We start from the raw sequence: 17,060 nt of genomic DNA on the forward strand, positions 1-17,060 counted from the left end.
TAAAAAAATATTATATTTATAATACCATTCTTATCTGTAATAATCAAGAATATTTTTTCGTTAAAACTATTTTATTATTTCGGTTTTATAGGGTGTACAACCTTATGCAAATATAAATAATATAATTTATTTTATTTGTAAGAATTTATTTAATCTTGTATAATATTATAATGAGACAAGAAGGCCTACTCAAATATTAAATGCTTCTAGTTTTTTTATTTAAGAGACTAGTTTAGAAAAAAATAAAGGGTTACTTTTTATAATTGTGATATTTATGTTAATGTAGTAGGGCGACTAAATTTAGATGGGACTTCTGGAGATTTAGGGCTTGGTATTGTCTAGCGTGAAAAGTAAGGAAATAAAGCTCGACAAACAATTATTGTATAAGTGCGAAAAGAAAATTAATGCTAAGGATATTAATATTATAGGGACGGCTTCATTAAAAGATATTATAAGATTTTTTAATGGCACTATTTATTAAGTAGGGAGAAAAAGATGAGAGAAGAAAAAAGCAAGGAACTTATGAATATATTAAAAAGAATGGCCCCTGGAACGACGCTTAGGGAAGGACTTGAAAATATCTTAAGAGCTAAAACGGGAGGGCTTATTGTTTTAGGAGACAGTAAGGAAATATTAGACATCGTAGATGGCGGATTTCGAATAAATGCGGACTATAGCCCTGCTTATGTATATGAACTAGCAAAGATGGATGGAGCCATAGTAATAAGCAGTGATTTGAAAAAAATATTATATGCTAATACTCAGCTCATGCCAAGCCCTACAATACCCACTTTTGAAACAGGGACAAGGCATAGGACAGCTCAAAGAATAGCTAAGCAGACTGGGTATGCTGTTGTTGCAATATCACAAAGAAGAACCATCATAACTGTATACAAAGATGATATAAAATATGTTTTAAGAGATAGTAGTATTATTTTAGCGAAGGCAAATCAAGCTATTCAGACATTAGAAAAGTATGTTTCAGTTCTTGAGCGAGTAGTAAGTAATCTAAATCTTTTAGAATTTCAAGATTTAGCAACCTTGTTTGATGTAATATCAGCAATACAAAGAACAGAAATGGTTATGAGGATAGTTGGTGAAATTGAAAGGCATATATGTGAACTAGGGAATGAGGGCAGACTAATTTCAATGCAACTAAATGAGTTAATTAGAAGTGTTGAGGAGGATGGGATACTCTTAATAAGGGATTATTGTCAAAGTGGTATGGATTATACGCAAATATATAGCCAAATAGAAAATATGAGTTCTGAAGAGCTCATGGATTTAGATTTTATTTCTAGGATTATTGGATATATAGGTGTTCCGTTAGTAGATACTCTAATTTCTCCAAGAGGATATAGAATGCTTGGTAAGATACCTAGAATACCTGTAAATGTTATAGAAAATTTAGTTAAGCACTTTAGAGAATTAAAAACTACAATGGAAGCTTCTTATCAACAACTTGATAGCGTAGAAGGTATTGGGGAAGCAAGGGCTAAAGCTATTAAAAATGGGTTAAGAAGGTTAAAAGAGCAATTTATGTTAGATAAGCAAATATAGCATAAAATAAGTTTTAACTTATTTTATGCTATATTTACTAACGCATAGTATATTTACCTAAGGTACTTATTTTGTTATACTCTTTTAAAAGAATATCATATAAGTTTAAGTCTACAAGATTACATAAAGAAGCAATATAAAAAAGGTTGTTTCCTAATTCTTTTTCTAAGACTTCTCTACAGTTTTCACAAAGATTACCTAGCATGTGGGTATCAAGTGAAGCACTAAGAGTATCCAAATCTAAATCATCTATATCAGCAGGAGTATATTGCTTCTTTGCTTCCACGCCAATACAACCACAATTGGTAACAGACTTTGCAACAGCTCTGTTAACTCTAGCCTGAGACTCTTGAAGTTTGGTGATTATATCCAAAATACTTTTATGTCGTAATAGGGACTCATCCACAGAGTTTTGAAAATTATCAAAAATACAATCTTTCATTAAGTTCAACTCCTTTTAATCATTTAAGTAGCTATACTATCTTTATTATAGGATTTACATTACGTTTTTGTCAATAAATTAAGTACGCATTTAACCTTATGAATATATAATAAAGCAACAGGAGTTTTATTAATAGGGGGCGTGTTATGTTAAATATTGGCCAAAAAATATTTGTAGCATATTATGGTGCTGGGTATGTACAGAATATAAACAGTGAAGAATTGTATAATATAAAATGTAAATATATAAATATATATCTTTTATTAGATAATATGAATTTTATGATTCCGATAGATAAAATAGAGAAACATAAAATAAGAAACATTTCAAATAAAGTAGAATTAGAAACAGTTTTAAATACAATATCAAATAGGTCCAATTGTATAGAAAGTAATTGGAATAATAGATATAGATTTAACAAGAAAAAAATCCAAAGTGGTAATGCTCTAAAAATGTGCGAGGTACTTAGGGATTTATATTATTTAAAGAAGAAAGATATGCTTCCACCGGGTGAGTTAAAGATTCTAGAAAGAGTTGAAGGGATGGTAGCCAGTGAAATAATGTTAGTGTTTGAACTTAATATGGAACAAGCGTTAAACAAAATAAGGGATTTCGTTTAACAAATTGTTAATTCTAGGGTGCATTTTATTGAAATGCACAACTTTATAGTATATATTAGATAATAACAGGATATAAATCCAAATAAGTGTTAATAATTTAGAAGGAGGTGAAATTTTTTGTTAAAAAAAATTTTGAGAGGACTTTTTACAATCATAGGACTAATTTTGGGGTACTTAATAGGAGATATGCTTCTAAGCACAAGCTATTTAGGTGGGCTTAATTATTTAAAAAATGGTACAATTCAAGGAATAATATTCATTATTTTTTCTACTTTAATTTTTGGAGTTATTTTATTTCTAATATCTCCTATAATCGTATCTTTTATAATGAAGTTTATGGATCATGTGGAGAAAAGCACACAAAAAATGCCGACTTCTCAAATTATTTTTGGTACAGGAGGGGCAATAATAGGGCTTGTAATAGCATCTTTGTTTGCGGGATTATTTAAGTACCAATCTCTTATATGGAATATTATTGCAGTTATTTTTACTGTTATAATGGCAGCTTTAGGAGCAGATATTTGCGCTAGAAAAAGAGATGAAATATTATCCTTCTTTACAAGCATTAAAAGGAAAGATGGATTCAAAGATAAGAAAATCAAAGGATTTACTAATGAAAATCCTAAGGTGCTAGATACATCAGTAATAATTGATGGTAGAATATTTGATATTTGTCAAACGGGTTTTGTTGAAGGGCCACTAGTAATACCAACTTTCGTATTGGAGGAGCTTAGGCATATAGCTGATTCATCAGATGGGCTTAAAAGGAATAGAGGCAGAAGAGGATTAGATATACTAAACAAAATTCAAAAGGAATTAAATATAGAAGTTGAAATTTGGGAGAAAGACTTTCCCAATATTGCAGAAGTAGATAGCAAACTTCTTAAGTTAGCTCAAGTTTTGAATGGTAAAGTAATTACTAACGATTTTAATCTTAACAAGGTAGCTGAATTCCAAGGAGTTCCAGTTTTAAATATTAATGAACTTGCAAATGCAGTAAAGCCAGTAGTTCTACCAGGGGAAGAAATGAAAATTCAAGTGATGAAAGATGGAAAAGAATCGGGCCAAGGGATAGCTTATTTAGATGATGGCACAATGATTGTTGTTGAAGGTGGAAGACGATATATTGGTGAAAATATAGTTGTTATTGTAACATCAGTACTTCAGACGGCAGCAGGTAGAATGATTTTTGCTAAAAATAAGGATTCTTTGGTAAAAAGTTAGTCATATTGTGTGAGTAACTTTTTTATAAGTAAAAACGATGCTATTGTACTTATTAATGATGGGTCTAGAACATTTATAAACGAATATGTTATAAGCTATTAGTGACAACTTAGATGATGGTTTTACTATTGACAGTAGCATATTTAATGTGTATATTGATTAATAACTATAAAAAATATTAAATCTAAATTAAATAGTAGGTTGAGAGACTTTCAAAGTTTTTAACCCGTTTCGGAGCTGTAGCAAAACTACCGGTAGCATAACCGTTAAAAAATGAGTACAAATTTAGGTGGTACCGTGATAAAGCTCGCCCTAAAACAGGGTGAGCTTTATCATTTTTTTGATGTTTTTTATTTTAAATGTGTATCATGTAAATAATAAATTCAAGGATAAAAGATATAAGCGGTAAAGATGGGCAGGACCTTAGTAAGTACATTGATATAGAAATACCTATAACGATAAAAAGTAGTAGCCGTGTTATAAGCCACCATACAATGGCTACTACCTTTTATCATAGAAATGTCTAATAATTAAAAAGGAGAATAAGCATGGAATTTAATATGCTAAAGGGTAAATTTACAGTAGAACAAGTTAAACAGATAAATCCACTAGTGCTTGCATTAGTTGGAGATGCAGTTTATGAGGTATTTATTAGAACCTATCTTGTGGAAAAAAATAGAAATATGAATGTTCATAAAATTCATATTAAAACAGTTGAACATGTAAAAGCACATGCGCAAAGTGAGTATATGAAATTCTTTATAGAAAATTTAAATGAAGAAGAGCTCAGTATATTTAAAAGAGCTAGAAACTCTAAAAGTGGCACAACACCTAAAAATGGAGATTTAAATGAATATAAATGGGCTACGGGGTTTGAAGCTTTAGTGGGATTTCTATATTTAAGTGAAAAGAATGAAAGACTAAACTATATTTTCGAGAAGATTATAAACCACGATTTGGGGGCTGAGTAATTGTGCTTAAGGTTAAATTAATTGAACATACGCCTAATCCAGAAAAAATTATAGCAGCGGCAGCTAAACTTTGTTATAGTCAAGTTGGGGTTGATGAAATACTAGAAGATTTGAATGAACAAAAAACACAAAAGTTGTTAGACATGTTAATGACTTATGGCCATCATTCGCCAATAGAACATGTGAGCTTTACTTTTGCAATTGAGGGCATATCTAGAAGTTTGACCCATCAATTAGTGAGACATAGGGTGGCATCATATTCTCAACAGAGTCAGAGATATGTAAAGCTTGAACAATTTGAATATGTAATTCCTCCCAATATTGAAAAAGATGAAGAAGCAAAAATAATATTCATAGAATCTATGAAGCGCATTCAAGAGGAGTATAATCAGTTAGTAGAGATATTGTGTAGAAATGAATTGGCTAATCTTTTAAAAGAATATTTAAAGGATGAAAAATTAATAAATACTGAAGAAATTGAGAAAAAACAATATACAATTATTAAGGGCAAAGCTGAGAAAAAGGCTATCGAAGATGCGAGATATGTATTTCCAAATGCTTGTGAAACTAAAATGATAGTTACTATGAATGCTAGAGAATTAATTCATTTCTTTAATCAGAGATGTTGTACTAGAGCTCAATGGGAAATACGTCAAATGGCAAAAACAATGCTGATGCAAGCGAGGATTGTAGCACCTGTACTTTTTAAATATGCAGGGCCAAGTTGTGTTAGTGGACCATGCCCTGAAGGCGGTATGAGTTGTGGAAAAATGATGGAAATAAGAAAAGAATATGAAGTTAAATAGATAAAGAGAGAGGTATTTGAAATGAGCGATAATAAAAAATATCAAGGAAATAGTGGATTTGGAAGTAGTAGGGAAGAGAAAACTGGAACAGGGTCTAAAAGGGTTAGGACGAGCGAAAAAGGTGCGAAAGAAAGTAGAGGGTTTTCAAGTAGTAAATATGATAAAGGTGGAGCGTCTTCCAGAAGATTTAGAGGTGACGAGCAGGGTACAAAAGAAAGTAGAGAAGATAAAGGCAGAGTAGGTAATAAAAGAAACAAACAAAGTGAAGAGAATGCACCAGAAAACAAAAAATTTGCTAGGGAAAGAACTGAAATAAGCCCTAAGAATAGCAATGTTAATAAAGAAGTTGAGACTAAAATCATTAGAGAGGATTTAGTTGAAGGAAGAAATGCAGTTATAGAAGCGCTAAAATCAGATAGAACCATAGAGTACATTCTTATTGCCAAAGGTGATATGGTAGGATCTATAAGCGTGGTACTAGCATTAGCCAAAGAAAAAGGAATTGTTACGAAAGAAGTAGATAGAAGAAAACTAGATGAAATATCACAAACTTCATCACATCAAGGAGTTATTGCTATAGTAACACCTTACAAATATTTTCAATTAAATGACATATTTGAATATGCGCGAGAAAGAGGAGAAAAGCCTTTTATAATTATACTAGATGAAATTGAAGATCCACATAACTTTGGGTCTATCATAAGAACTGCAGAGGTATGCGGAGCTCACGGAATAATTATACCTAAGAGAAAAAATGTGGGAGTTACACCAACAGTGTATAAAACATCAGCTGGTGCAATTGAACATATGAAAATAGTAAAAGTAACTAATATAAATGCAACTATTGAAGAAATAAAAGGACTCGGAGTATGGGTTTATGGTGCGGATATGGATGCCGAAAATTATGTTTTTAATACTGATTTAACTGGTGCGGTAGCCCTTGTTATTGGAAGTGAGGGTAGAGGCATTTCTAAACTTACAAAAGAAAAATGTGATGTTCTAGTAAAAATACCCATGGCAGGGAAAATAACATCTTTAAATGCATCGGTTGCAGGTGGTATAATAATGTATGAAATTATGAAGCAAAAGATTAAATGAGGTAAAAAGTGAAAACAGTTTTTGTTGATGGGTATAATGTTATAAATAGCTGGCCAAATCTTAAAAAGATTAAAGATTTTAGTTACGAATCTTCACGCCTGCAGCTTATTGACACTCTTCAAAATCACTCGGGATTTAAAGGGTATAAAATATTTATAGTTTTTGATGCACAAATGGTTAAAGGTAGCCTTCAAAAAAAAGAAAGACAAGGAAATTTAGTTGTGATTTTTACAAAAGAGGGCGAAACGGCAGATGATTATATTGAGAGAATGGTCAATAATATAGGACGAAAATCCGAAGTCTGCGTTGTCACGTCAGACTCGCTAGAGCAGCAAGTTACCTTTCAAAGAGGGGCCACTCGAATGTCTTCCATTGAATTTTATCACGAAGTAATTAGTACACAAAAAGAGATTCAAATAAATATCGAAAAAAAGCATTTAGGAAAAAGAAATTGGTTAGAAGAGAGAATAGATGAAAAAACATTAAAAAAACTTGAAAAAATACGCAGGAGCCATTGAATTTTCTTGACTATAGAAATTGCACTAAGGTATAATCATCTATATGACACATGTTTGGTGTGGAGGGGATATTTGTTGGAAAAAATCATTAGAGCTAGTATGGATACTTCATGCTTTGAAGAAAGATTGGATGAAGAAGTAGTCATTGAAGCACAAAATGGAAATGTTAGAGCACAAGAATATTTAATTAATAAATACAGGAATTTTATTAAAGCCAAGGCTAAGTCGTATTTTTTGATTGGGGCTGATAAAGAAGATATTTATCAAGAAGGAATGATAGGTCTCTATAAGGCCATTAGAGATTTTAAGGCAGATAGATTATCTTCTTTTAGGGCTTTCGCAGAAATTTGTGTTACAAGACAGATAATTACAGCAATAAAAACAGCTACTCGCCAAAAACACATTCCCCTTAATACATATATATCTTTAAATAAGCCAATATATGACGAGGAATCAGACAGAACATTATTGGATGTGTTATCAGGTGCTAAAATTACTGATCCCGAAGAGCTAGTTATAAGCCGTGAAGAAGTAATAAGCATTCAAAATGAAATTGGGGAAGTTCTTTCAGAACTAGAGATGGAAGTGTTGATGTCATACTTAGATGGTAAATCTTATCAAGAGATTGCTTGTGATTTAGATAGGCATGCAAAGTCTATTGATAATGCGCTACAAAGAGTAAAAAGAAAATTAGAAAAATGTCTAAGCAAAAGGTGAAAATACATTGACAAAAAAATAAACAGTAGTATAATCAATAATTGGTGTATAGCTTTAAGTTGTACGTCGGCGGGAGTAGCTCAGTGGTAGAGCACCAGCTTCCCAAGCTGGGTGTCGCGGGTTCGATACCCGTTTCCCGCTCCAAAATTTAATGCCCATATAGCTCAGTCGGCAGAGCGTCACCTTGGTAAGGTGGAGGTCACCGGTTCAATTCCGGTTATGGGCTCCATAACTATTAAATCCGTACAATACACTAGGATGAGTTTACTTGCACAAAAGTGTAATTATTTATATTGAGGAGGAATACAAAATGGCAAAGGCAAAGTTTGAAAGAAGCAAACCACACGTAAACATTGGAACAATAGGGCACGTAGATCACGGCAAGACAACATTAACAGCTGCAATAACAGCAGTACTCGCAACTAAAGGTTTAGCAGAAGTATCTAGGTTTGACCAAATTGACAAAGCACCTGAGGAAAGAGAAAGAGGAATTACAATAAATACATCACATGTTGAGTATGAAACAGATAATAGACATTATGCACATGTTGATTGCCCAGGGCATGCAGATTATGTAAAGAACATGATCACAGGCGCAGCACAAATGGATGGAGCAATTCTAGTTGTTAGTGCAGCAGATGGCCCAATGCCTCAAACAAGAGAGCATATACTATTAGCAAGCAGAGTTGGAGTAGGATATATAGTAGTATTCTTAAACAAAGCAGATATGGTAGATGATCCAGAATTATTAGAACTTGTTGAAATGGAAGTAAGAGAATTATTAAGTGAGTATGACTTCCCTGGTGACGACATTCCAGTAGTAACAGGATCAGCATTAAAAGCATTAGAAAACCCAACTGATGAAGAAGCATCAAAATGCATAGCTGAATTAATGGAAGCAGTAGATAGCTACATTCCAACACCAACAAGAGCAACAGATAAAGCATTCTTAATGCCAGTAGAAGATGTATTCACAATCACAGGTAGAGGAACAGTTGCTACAGGAAGAGTTGAAGCTGGGATACTTAAGGTTGGAGAAGAAGTAGAAATCGTAGGACTTAGCGAAGATAAAAGAAAAGTTGTATGTACAGGAGTTGAAATGTTCAGAAAACTTTTAGATCAAGCAATGGCCGGAGACAACATCGGAGCATTACTAAGAGGAGTACAAAGAACAGATATTCAAAGAGGTCAAGTACTTTCTAAGCCAGGTTCAATACATCCACATGATAAATTTGTAGGTCAAGTATATGTACTTAAAAAAGAAGAAGGCGGAAGACATACTCCATTCTTCGACGGATATAGACCACAATTTTATTTCAGAACAACTGATGTAACTGGATCAATAAAATTACCAGACGGAATGGAAATGGTAATGCCAGGAGATCACATAGACATGAATGTTGAACTAATCACTCAAGTAGCAATGGATGAGGGATTAAGATTCGCAATCAGAGAAGGTGGAAGAACAGTAGGTTCAGGAGTTGTTACTTCAATAGTTAAATAATACAAACAAAAAAATGCATTATGAATTAGAAGAAAGAAAATTGTTTAATAAAAAAACACCTTGAACTAATTCATTGACATATGTATTAAATTGTGATAACTTATTTAAGTATAACAAAAATGCTAAAGATAGCTTAGCGCTTAATAAGTATGAGCTTTCTTAAATAGATGGAAAACCGGGAGGTGTAGATTGTGAGAGTAAAAGTAACTTTAGCTTGTACTGATTGCAAACAGAGAAATTACAATACAATGAAAAACAAAAAAAATAACCCAGACAGAATAGAAATGAAGAAATACTGTAAGTTCTGCCACAAACATACACTTCATAAAGAAACAAAATAATACAGCATTAAACACAAAACAGTAGGGATGTGAATAAAATGGCTGTTACTGGGAATGTTAAAGTAAAGGAAAAATCAAACCAAAAAGGTATAGTGAAGTTTTTCAATGAACTTAAGGCAGAGGCGAAAAGAATAACTTGGCCTTCAAAACAAGATGTTAAAAAGGCAACTTTTGCAGTGACAAGTTTTTGTTTTATTTTTGTGATTTTAATAGGTTTGTTGGATTATGGTTTTAAGAACCTCTATAAACTAATCTTTAAATAAGGTAAAGGAAGGAGGTAGGGGGACGGAATACTCCACCCCTTGAGCTATGGCAGATAAAGCTAAATGGTATGTTGTACATACATATTCTGGTTATGAAAATAAAGTTAAAGTCAACCTAGAAAAAGCGATCGAAAATAGAAATCTTGAAGAATATGTACATGATATTCAAGTACCTATGGAAGAAGTAGTTGAAGTAAAGGATGGAAAAAAGAAAATAACTTTAAAAAAGGTGTTTCCAGGTTATGTTATGGTTAAAATGCTTATGACAGATGAATCTTGGTATATAGTTAGAAATACCAGAGGTGTAACTGGGTTCGTAGGACCGGGTTCTAAACCGGTAGCTCTTACTGAAGATGAAGTTAGAACTATGGGTATAGCAGAAAAAACTATAGTTGTTGACTACGAAATAGGTGAGAATATTCAGGTGACATTTGGACCATTAGAAGGATTTGTTGCTTTAATACAAGAAATTCATTTGGAAAAGCAAAAAATTAAAGCACTTATAAATATGTTTGGCAGGGAAACTCCTGTTGAACTAGAATTCAATCAAATACAAAAACTAGACTAGATACTTAATAAAACGAAAGTTTTAGTAAGTGGGAGGATTTTTAATCCGTTTACCACAATATAGGAGGTATAAATTCATGGCTAAGAAAATAACAGGGATGATAAAACTTCAACTTCCTGCAGGAAAAGCTACCCCAGCACCACCAGTTGGACCAGCACTTGGACAACACGGAGTTAATATCATGGGATTCTGTAAAGAATTCAACGCGAAAACTTCGGATCAAGCAGGTATGATAATACCAGTAGTAATAACAGTATATCAAGATAGATCTTTTAGTTTCATACTGAAAACTCCACCAGCAGCAATATTGTTAAAGAAAGCAGTTGGATTAGAAAGCGGTTCTGGTGTTCCAAACAAAACCAAAATTGCTACAGTTTCTAAAGCTAAAGTAAGAGAAATAGCAGAACTTAAGATGCCAGATTTAAATGCAGCATCAATTGAATCTGCAATGAGTATGATAGCTGGAACAGCAAGAAGTATGGGAATAGTTGTAGAAGAATAATTTTAAATTAATTACGTGGGAGGTAAAAACCGTTATTACCACGAAGGAGGATACTATTATGGGAAAAAATTACATAGAAAGCGCTAAGCTTATAGATAAAAATGCTCTATATACACCAACAGAAGCTATGGAACTTGTGGTGAAAACATCTAAAGCTAAGTTCGATGAAACTATAGAACTCGCTGTAAGCCTTGGTGTTGATCCAAGACATGCAGACCAACAAGTTAGAGGTGCAGTAGTACTTCCTCATGGAACAGGTAAAACAGTTAAAGTTTTAGTTTTTGCTAAAGGCGAGAAAGCTAAAGAAGCGGAACTTGCAGGAGCAGACTTCGTTGGAACTGATGAATTAGTTGAAAAAATACAAAAAGAAAATTGGTTTGAATTTGATATAGTTGTTGCTACTCCAGATATGATGGGTGTTGTTGGTAAATTAGGTAGAGTACTTGGACCTAAGGGATTAATGCCAAATCCAAAGTCAGGAACAGTTACATTTGATGTTGCTAGAGCAATAAATGAAATAAAAGCTGGTAAAGTTGAGTATAGAGTTGATAAAACTTCTATAATTCATGTACCGCTTGGTAAAAAATCTTTTGGTGCTGACAAATTAGTTGCAAACTTTCATGCTTTAATGGAAGCAGTAGTTAAAGCTAAACCATCAGCAGCTAAAGGACAATACTTAAAATCAGTATCAGTTTCAAGCACTATGGGACCTGGAATAAAAGTCAATCAAGCTAAAGTATTAGACTAGTATTGACAAATAGGGTTAAACATGATACAATTTCCAGAGTGAAATAAATGATATTCCGTAGATAGTAGGTGCGAAAGCGTAAAAGACAACATGCCTACCGAGGATTCCTATAAGTATACTTGTATACATATATTAGGTCTCTTCGTGTCTACGGAGAGATTTTAATTTTTTATAAAGCAGTTAAAAACTGTTAGGAGGTGGATATATAGTGTTAAGCAATAATAGACAAGTAAAAGAAGCAAAAGTAGCAGAAATAAAAGAAAAATTAGCAAAAGCTCAAGGTGTAGTATTTAGTCAATATCAAGGTCTAAATGTAGAAGAAGATACGCAACTAAGAAAAAACCTTAGAGAAGTTGGGGTAGAATATAAAGTTTATAAAAACACTTTAGTTATTCTAGCGGCTAGGGAATTAGGAATTGAAGGTATAGAAACTCACCTACAAGGATCTATTTCAATGGCATTTGGATATGAAGATGCAACTGTTGCAGCTAGAGTTTTAAATGAATTTGCAAAAACTCATAAAAAGTTAGAGCTTAAAGCAGGCATAATTCAAGGTAAAATATTCGATGGTGCCGAGGTTAATGCTCTTGCATCAATACCACCAAGAAATGTTCTTATTGCAAAATTACTTGGAAGCTTCAAAGCTCCATTATCAAATCTTGCATACCTATTGAATTCAGTTAAAGAGCAAAAGGAATCAGCTCAATAATATTTCAAATATTAAGCTGAACTACATAGCGATTTTTAATTGATTCAAATCATGCCTTTTTTAAAAGGTAAGTACAAAACAATATTTATATGAAAAAAATTCGGAGGTGCATTTATAATGACAAGAGAAGAAATTATTCAAGCTATAAAAGATATGAGTGTTTTAGAATTAAATGAATTAGTAAAAGAGTGTGAAACAGAATTTGGAGTGAGTGCTTCTGCACCAGTTGCAGTTGCAGGAGTTGCTACAGCAGCTGTTGAAGAAAAAACTGAATTTGACGTAATTTTAACTAGTGCAGGCGCTAGCAAAATTAAAGTTATTAAAGTTGTTAGAGAAATAACTGGATTAGGATTAAAAGAAGCTAAAGATATAGTTGATGGAGCACCTAAGGCAATTAAAGAAGCTATAAGCAAAGAAGATGCAGAAGCATTAAAAGCTAAAATAGAAGAAGTTGGCGGCGCAGCAGAAATAAAATAATTTTATCATAAACAGGGTACTTTTAGATAAGAGTGCCCTTTTTTAAAATGTTATGTTGACATAGAATTATACTTATGATAATATAGCGTAATGCATTAAAACTAGTAGTTTAACGTTAAAAAAGAAATTACTGGTTAATGTGAATTGAATTAACAAAAATGGTTATAATAACATAATAAATATGTGAATCCAAAAGCATAAGGTCCTAGGGGAAAGTGTGTTTTTGGTTATTTTAGTTTATACAAGGGGTGAAAGCTGATGGTACATCCTGTCCAATTAGGTAAAAGAACAAGAATGAGTTTTTCAAAAATAGGTGAAGTAACTGATATGCCAAATTTAATTGAGATACAGTTAGACTCTTATAATTGGTTTTTAAAAGAAGGACTTCAAGAGGTTTTTGACGATATAAATCCTATTCAAGACTATACTGGGAATCTTGTTCTAGAGTTTGTAGGATACAAACTTGATACAGATAACATTAAGTATACTGAAGAACAATGTAAGGAAAGAGATACAACTTACGCAGCACCGTTAAAAGTTAAGGTTAGATTGCGTAATAATGAAACAGGTGAAATTAAGGAACAAGAAGTCTTTATGGGAGACTTCCCACTGATGACACCACAAGGAACATTTGTTATAAATGGAGCAGAAAGAGTTATAGTAAGTCAATTGGTTAGATCACCAGGGGTTTATTACAATTATTCTGTTGATAAAACTGGAAAAAAACTTTACTCTGCAACGGTAATCCCAAACAGAGGAGCATGGCTCGAGTATGAAACAGATTCTAATGAAATTGTATATATTAGAATTGACAAGACAAGAAAACTGCCTATAAGTATTTTGGCCAGAGCTATGATGGATAATGGTAGCGATTTAGACTTACATCAATTATTAGGTGAAGAAGAAAGACTAAAAGCTACAATAGAAAAAGATAATACTAAAACAAGAGAAGAAGCTTTGATAGAAATATATAAGAGATTAAGGCCAGGCGAACCACCTACAGTGGATAGTGCGGTATCTCTTATTGATTCACTATTCTTTGATGCTAAGAGATATGATTTATCAAGAGTTGGTAGATATAAATTTAATAAGAAGTTATCAATTAATCACAGAATTGCAAACAAAATTGCTGCTGAAAATATTGTTAACCCTACAACTGGCGAAGTTATAGTTGAAAAAGGTCAAAAGATAGATAGAGAAGTTGCTCTAGAAATTCAAAACTTAGGAATTAATGTAGTAGATCTTCAAGTAGAGGATAAGGTGTTAAGAGTTATAGGAAATCACTTTGTTAACATTAATAAAGTAGTTAACTTTGATATTTCTGATCTTAATATTAGGGAAATGGTCCATTATCCAACATTAAAAGAGATATTGGATAATTTTAGTGATGAAGAATCAATTAAAGAACAAATAAAAGCTAATAAAACTAGATTAATACCTAAACATATAATTAAAGATGATATGTATGCTACAGTGAGCTACGAGTTAGGACTAACTTACGATATCGGTTATATTGATGATATTGATCATTTAGGAAACAGAAGAATTAGATCTGTAGGTGAACTTTTACAAAATCAATTTAGAATTGGTTTATCTAGAATGGAAAGAGTTGTCAAAGAAAGAATGACAATCCAAGACCAAGAAGGAATAACGCCTCAGGCGCTTATAAACATAAGGCCTGTAGCCGCAGCTATAAAAGAATTCTTTGGAAGTTCACAACTTTCTCAGTTTATGGACCAAACAAATCCATTATCAGAACTTACAAATAAAAGAAGATTATCTGCACTAGGACCAGGCGGTCTCTCTAGGGAGAGAGCTGGGTTTGAGGTTAGAGATGTTCATTACTCGCATTATGGCAGAATGTGCCCTATAGAAACTCCAGAAGGACCCAATATAGGACTTATTAATTCACTTGCGAGTTACGCTAAAGTTAACGAATATGGGTTTATTGAAACACCATATAGGATTGTAGATAAGAAAACATCAGTAGTTACAAACGAAATTGTGTATATGACTGCGGATGAAGAAGATGCATATCTAGTAGCACAGGCAAGTGAACCAATTAGCGAAGATGGTACTTTTGTAGATGAAAAAGTAACTGTAAGAGCTAAAGAAGAAGTAATGGTTGTTCCAAAAGAAGAAGTAGATCTTATGGATATATCGCCAAGACAGATAGTTTCTGTTGCTACAGCAATGATTCCATTCCTTGAAAATGATGATGCTAGTCGTGCGCTAATGGGTTCCAACATGCAACGTCAAGCAGTACCACTACTTAAATCACAATCGCCAATTGTAGCTACTGGAATAGAATATAGAGCTGCAGTAGATTCTGGTGTACTTCCGAAAGCTAAAAACGCCGGCACAGTTGAGTATGTAAGTGCTAACGAAATTAAGGTAAGAAGAGATTCAGATAGTGGATTAGATGTTTATAAAATTCTAAAGTTTAAAAGATCTAATCAGGGTACGTGTATAAATCAAAAACCTATAGTTAATAAAGGCGAAAAAGTTGAAGTAAATACTGTTTTAGCAGATGGACCTTCAACTGACCTTGGAGAAATAGCATTAGGTAAGAACATCCGTATTGGGTTTGTAACTTGGGAAGGTTATAACTATGAGGATGCGATGTTAATATCTGAAGAACTTGTTCGTGATGATATATTTACATCGGTGCACATTGAAGAATATGAATCAGATGCAAGAGATACAAAGCTTGGACCAGAAGAAATAACTAGGGATATTCCTAATGTTGGCGAAGATGCACTTAAAGATATAGATGAGGGCGGAATAATAAGAATAGGTGCTGAGATAAGATCTGGAGATATTCTAGTTGGAAAAGTAACTCCAAAGGGAGAAACGGAACTTACCGCAGAGGAAAGATTATTAAGGGCAATATTTGGAGAAAAGGCAAGAGAAGTAAGAGATACATCACTTAGAGTGCCACATGGCGAAGCTGGAATAATAGTTGACGTTAAAGTGTTCACTAGAGAAAATGGTGATGAACTTCCACCAGGTGTAAATGAACTAGTTAGATGTTATATAGCTCAAAAGAGAAAGATATCTGTAGGCGATAAGATGGCAGGAAGACATGGTAATAAAGGGGTTATATCTAGAGTATTACCAGTAGAAGATATGCCGTTTTTACCTGATGGAAGGCCACTTCAAATATGCTTAAATCCACTAGGTGTTCCTTCTCGTATGAATATAGGCCAGGTATTAGAGGTCCACTTAGGATGGGCAGCTAGTGAATTAGGTTGGCATATTGCAACGCCAGTATTTGATGGTGCGCTTGAAGAAGAAATTGAAGCGTGCTTGGAAAAAGCAGGATATAATACAGATGGAAAAACTGATTTATATGATGGAAGAACAGGAGAAGCATTTGACAACAGAGTTACTGTTGGATATATGTATATCTTAAAGTTACATCATTTAGTAGATGACAAAATACATGCTAGATCTACAGGTCCATATTCTCTCGTAACTCAGCAACCATTAGGTGGTAAAGCACAGTTTGGTGGCCAAAGGTTTGGAGAAATGGAAGTTTGGGCATTAGAAGCTTATGGTTCAGCTCATACATTACAAGAGATTTTAACAGTTAAATCCGATGACGTTGTAGGAAGAGTTAAAACATATGAAGCAATAGTAAAAGGCGAGAATATTCCAGAACCTGGTGTGCCTGAATCCTTTAAAGTTCTTATAAAGGAATTACAAGCGTTGTGTTTAAATGTTAAAGTTCTTACTGATGAATTAGAAGAAATTAAACTGAAGGAATCAGTTGATGATGAAATGGAAGAATTAAATTTAAATGTTAACATAGAAGGATCAGAAGATATAATTCCTGAAGCACCAACGGAAGAGTACATTGAGCTTATCGATGAAGATGAAGAACTGGACATTGATATAAATTATGATGAAATACCGGCAGAAGAATTTGGTGAAGACTTAGAATTAAATGATTTTAATGATGAACATTAATATGAAGGGAGGATGAACCC

The 17,060-nt window shown here is 33.0% G+C and carries 19 protein-coding genes, 2 tRNA genes and 1 other annotated feature; of the genes, 20 read left to right on the plus strand and 1 reads right to left on the minus strand.

Annotated elements, in window-relative coordinates; genetic code table 11:
- Positions 1–328 precede the first annotated feature (328 nt).
- Both KTC94_RS12400 and disA read left to right on the plus strand, forming a co-directional pair.
- Positions 329–481, plus strand: coding sequence for a hypothetical protein (locus tag KTC94_RS12400; protein WP_258875989.1), 153 nt, complete (start codon positions 329–331; stop codon positions 479–481).
- 14 nt (positions 482–495) lie between these two features.
- The gene (gene disA / locus KTC94_RS12405) at positions 496–1,560 is read left to right on the plus strand and encodes a DNA integrity scanning diadenylate cyclase DisA (protein ID WP_216302352.1); all 1,065 of its coding nucleotides are present in this window, start codon (positions 496–498) and stop codon (positions 1,558–1,560) included.
- 37 nt (positions 1,561–1,597) lie between these two features.
- Here the strand turns inward: disA and KTC94_RS12410 are convergent, their stop codons facing one another.
- A complete protein-coding gene (locus KTC94_RS12410) occupies positions 1,598–2,002 on the minus strand; it encodes a DUF1573 domain-containing protein (protein WP_216302353.1) in 405 nt (134 codons plus the stop codon).
- Between the two features lie 146 nt (positions 2,003–2,148).
- On the opposite strand from KTC94_RS12410, the gene KTC94_RS12415 reads away from it, so the two are divergent.
- The 18 genes from KTC94_RS12415 (at position 2,149) to rpoB (ending at position 17,040) form a co-directional block, all read left to right on the plus strand.
- Complete coding sequence (locus KTC94_RS12415) at positions 2,149–2,622, plus strand: CarD family transcriptional regulator (RefSeq protein WP_216302354.1); 474 nt, start codon at positions 2,149–2,151, stop codon at positions 2,620–2,622.
- 117 nt (positions 2,623–2,739) lie between these two features.
- Positions 2,740–3,846 (plus strand): PIN/TRAM domain-containing protein, encoded by a 1,107-nt coding sequence (locus tag KTC94_RS12420; protein WP_216302355.1) that lies wholly within the window; start codon positions 2,740–2,742, stop codon positions 3,844–3,846.
- Positions 3,847–4,394: 548 nt separating this feature from the next.
- Positions 4,395–4,817, plus strand: coding sequence for a Mini-ribonuclease 3 (locus KTC94_RS12425; RefSeq protein ID WP_216302356.1), 423 nt, complete (start codon positions 4,395–4,397; stop codon positions 4,815–4,817).
- Positions 4,817–5,623 carry an FAD-dependent thymidylate synthase gene (gene thyX, locus KTC94_RS12430; RefSeq protein ID WP_220319854.1) on the plus strand — a complete coding sequence of 269 codons (807 nt, stop codon included), beginning with the start codon at positions 4,817–4,819 and terminating at the stop codon, positions 5,621–5,623. The genes KTC94_RS12425 and thyX overlap by 1 nt, the downstream gene beginning before the upstream one ends.
- 312 nt (positions 5,624–5,935) lie before the next feature.
- Positions 5,936–6,721, plus strand: coding sequence for a 23S rRNA (guanosine(2251)-2'-O)-methyltransferase RlmB (rlmB, locus tag KTC94_RS12435; RefSeq protein ID WP_258280778.1), 786 nt, complete (start codon positions 5,936–5,938; stop codon positions 6,719–6,721).
- An 8-nt stretch (positions 6,722–6,729) separates the two neighbouring features.
- The gene (locus tag KTC94_RS12440; RefSeq protein WP_216302358.1) at positions 6,730–7,239 is read left to right on the plus strand and encodes an NYN domain-containing protein; all 510 of its coding nucleotides are present in this window, start codon (positions 6,730–6,732) and stop codon (positions 7,237–7,239) included.
- Positions 7,240–7,338: 99 nt separating this feature from the next.
- Positions 7,339–7,956: an RNA polymerase sporulation sigma factor SigH gene (gene sigH, locus KTC94_RS12445; RefSeq protein WP_165414377.1), complete on the plus strand. Its 618-nt coding sequence runs from the start codon at positions 7,339–7,341 to the stop codon at positions 7,954–7,956.
- 69 nt (positions 7,957–8,025) lie between these two features.
- Positions 8,026–8,100, plus strand: a tRNA-Gly gene (locus tag KTC94_RS12450).
- Between the two features lie 9 nt (positions 8,101–8,109).
- Positions 8,110–8,185, plus strand: a tRNA-Thr gene (locus KTC94_RS12455).
- 81 nt (positions 8,186–8,266) lie between these two features.
- Entirely contained in the window at positions 8,267–9,460 is a 1,194-nt protein-coding gene (gene tuf, locus KTC94_RS12460) for an elongation factor Tu (RefSeq protein WP_216302359.1), read from the plus strand.
- Between the two features lie 191 nt (positions 9,461–9,651).
- The gene (gene rpmG / locus KTC94_RS12465; protein WP_125002828.1) at positions 9,652–9,801 is read left to right on the plus strand and encodes a 50S ribosomal protein L33; all 150 of its coding nucleotides are present in this window, start codon (positions 9,652–9,654) and stop codon (positions 9,799–9,801) included.
- Between the two features lie 38 nt (positions 9,802–9,839).
- Positions 9,840–10,064, plus strand: coding sequence for a preprotein translocase subunit SecE (gene secE / locus KTC94_RS12470; protein ID WP_165414399.1), 225 nt, complete (start codon positions 9,840–9,842; stop codon positions 10,062–10,064).
- Positions 10,065–10,110: 46 nt separating this feature from the next.
- Positions 10,111–10,632, plus strand: a complete 522-nt coding sequence (gene nusG, locus KTC94_RS12475) for a transcription termination/antitermination protein NusG (RefSeq protein ID WP_216302360.1) — start codon at positions 10,111–10,113, stop codon at positions 10,630–10,632.
- 76 nt (positions 10,633–10,708) lie between these two features.
- Positions 10,709–11,134: a 50S ribosomal protein L11 gene (rplK, locus tag KTC94_RS12480; protein WP_071614644.1), complete on the plus strand. Its 426-nt coding sequence runs from the start codon at positions 10,709–10,711 to the stop codon at positions 11,132–11,134.
- A gap of 58 nt (positions 11,135–11,192) precedes the next feature.
- The gene (rplA, locus tag KTC94_RS12485) at positions 11,193–11,882 is read left to right on the plus strand and encodes a 50S ribosomal protein L1 (protein WP_216302361.1); all 690 of its coding nucleotides are present in this window, start codon (positions 11,193–11,195) and stop codon (positions 11,880–11,882) included.
- A 37-nt stretch (positions 11,883–11,919) separates the two neighbouring features.
- Positions 11,920–12,056: a sequence feature (ribosomal protein L10 leader region), on the plus strand.
- Between the two features lie 34 nt (positions 12,057–12,090).
- Positions 12,091–12,591, plus strand: coding sequence for a 50S ribosomal protein L10 (gene rplJ, locus KTC94_RS12490; RefSeq protein ID WP_165414402.1), 501 nt, complete (start codon positions 12,091–12,093; stop codon positions 12,589–12,591).
- A gap of 117 nt (positions 12,592–12,708) precedes the next feature.
- On the plus strand, positions 12,709–13,068 hold the full coding sequence (gene rplL / locus KTC94_RS12495) for a 50S ribosomal protein L7/L12 (RefSeq protein WP_165414403.1): 360 nt from the start codon (positions 12,709–12,711) through the stop codon (positions 13,066–13,068).
- A 258-nt stretch (positions 13,069–13,326) separates the two neighbouring features.
- Positions 13,327–17,040: a DNA-directed RNA polymerase subunit beta gene (gene rpoB, locus KTC94_RS12500; protein WP_165414404.1), complete on the plus strand. Its 3,714-nt coding sequence runs from the start codon at positions 13,327–13,329 to the stop codon at positions 17,038–17,040.
- The last annotated feature ends 20 nt before the right edge of the window (positions 17,041–17,060 follow it).

Source organism: Clostridium sp. CM028 (assembly GCF_030585565.1).
Classification (GTDB): Bacteria; Bacillota; Clostridia; order Clostridiales; family Clostridiaceae; genus Clostridium_AD; species Clostridium_AD estertheticum_B.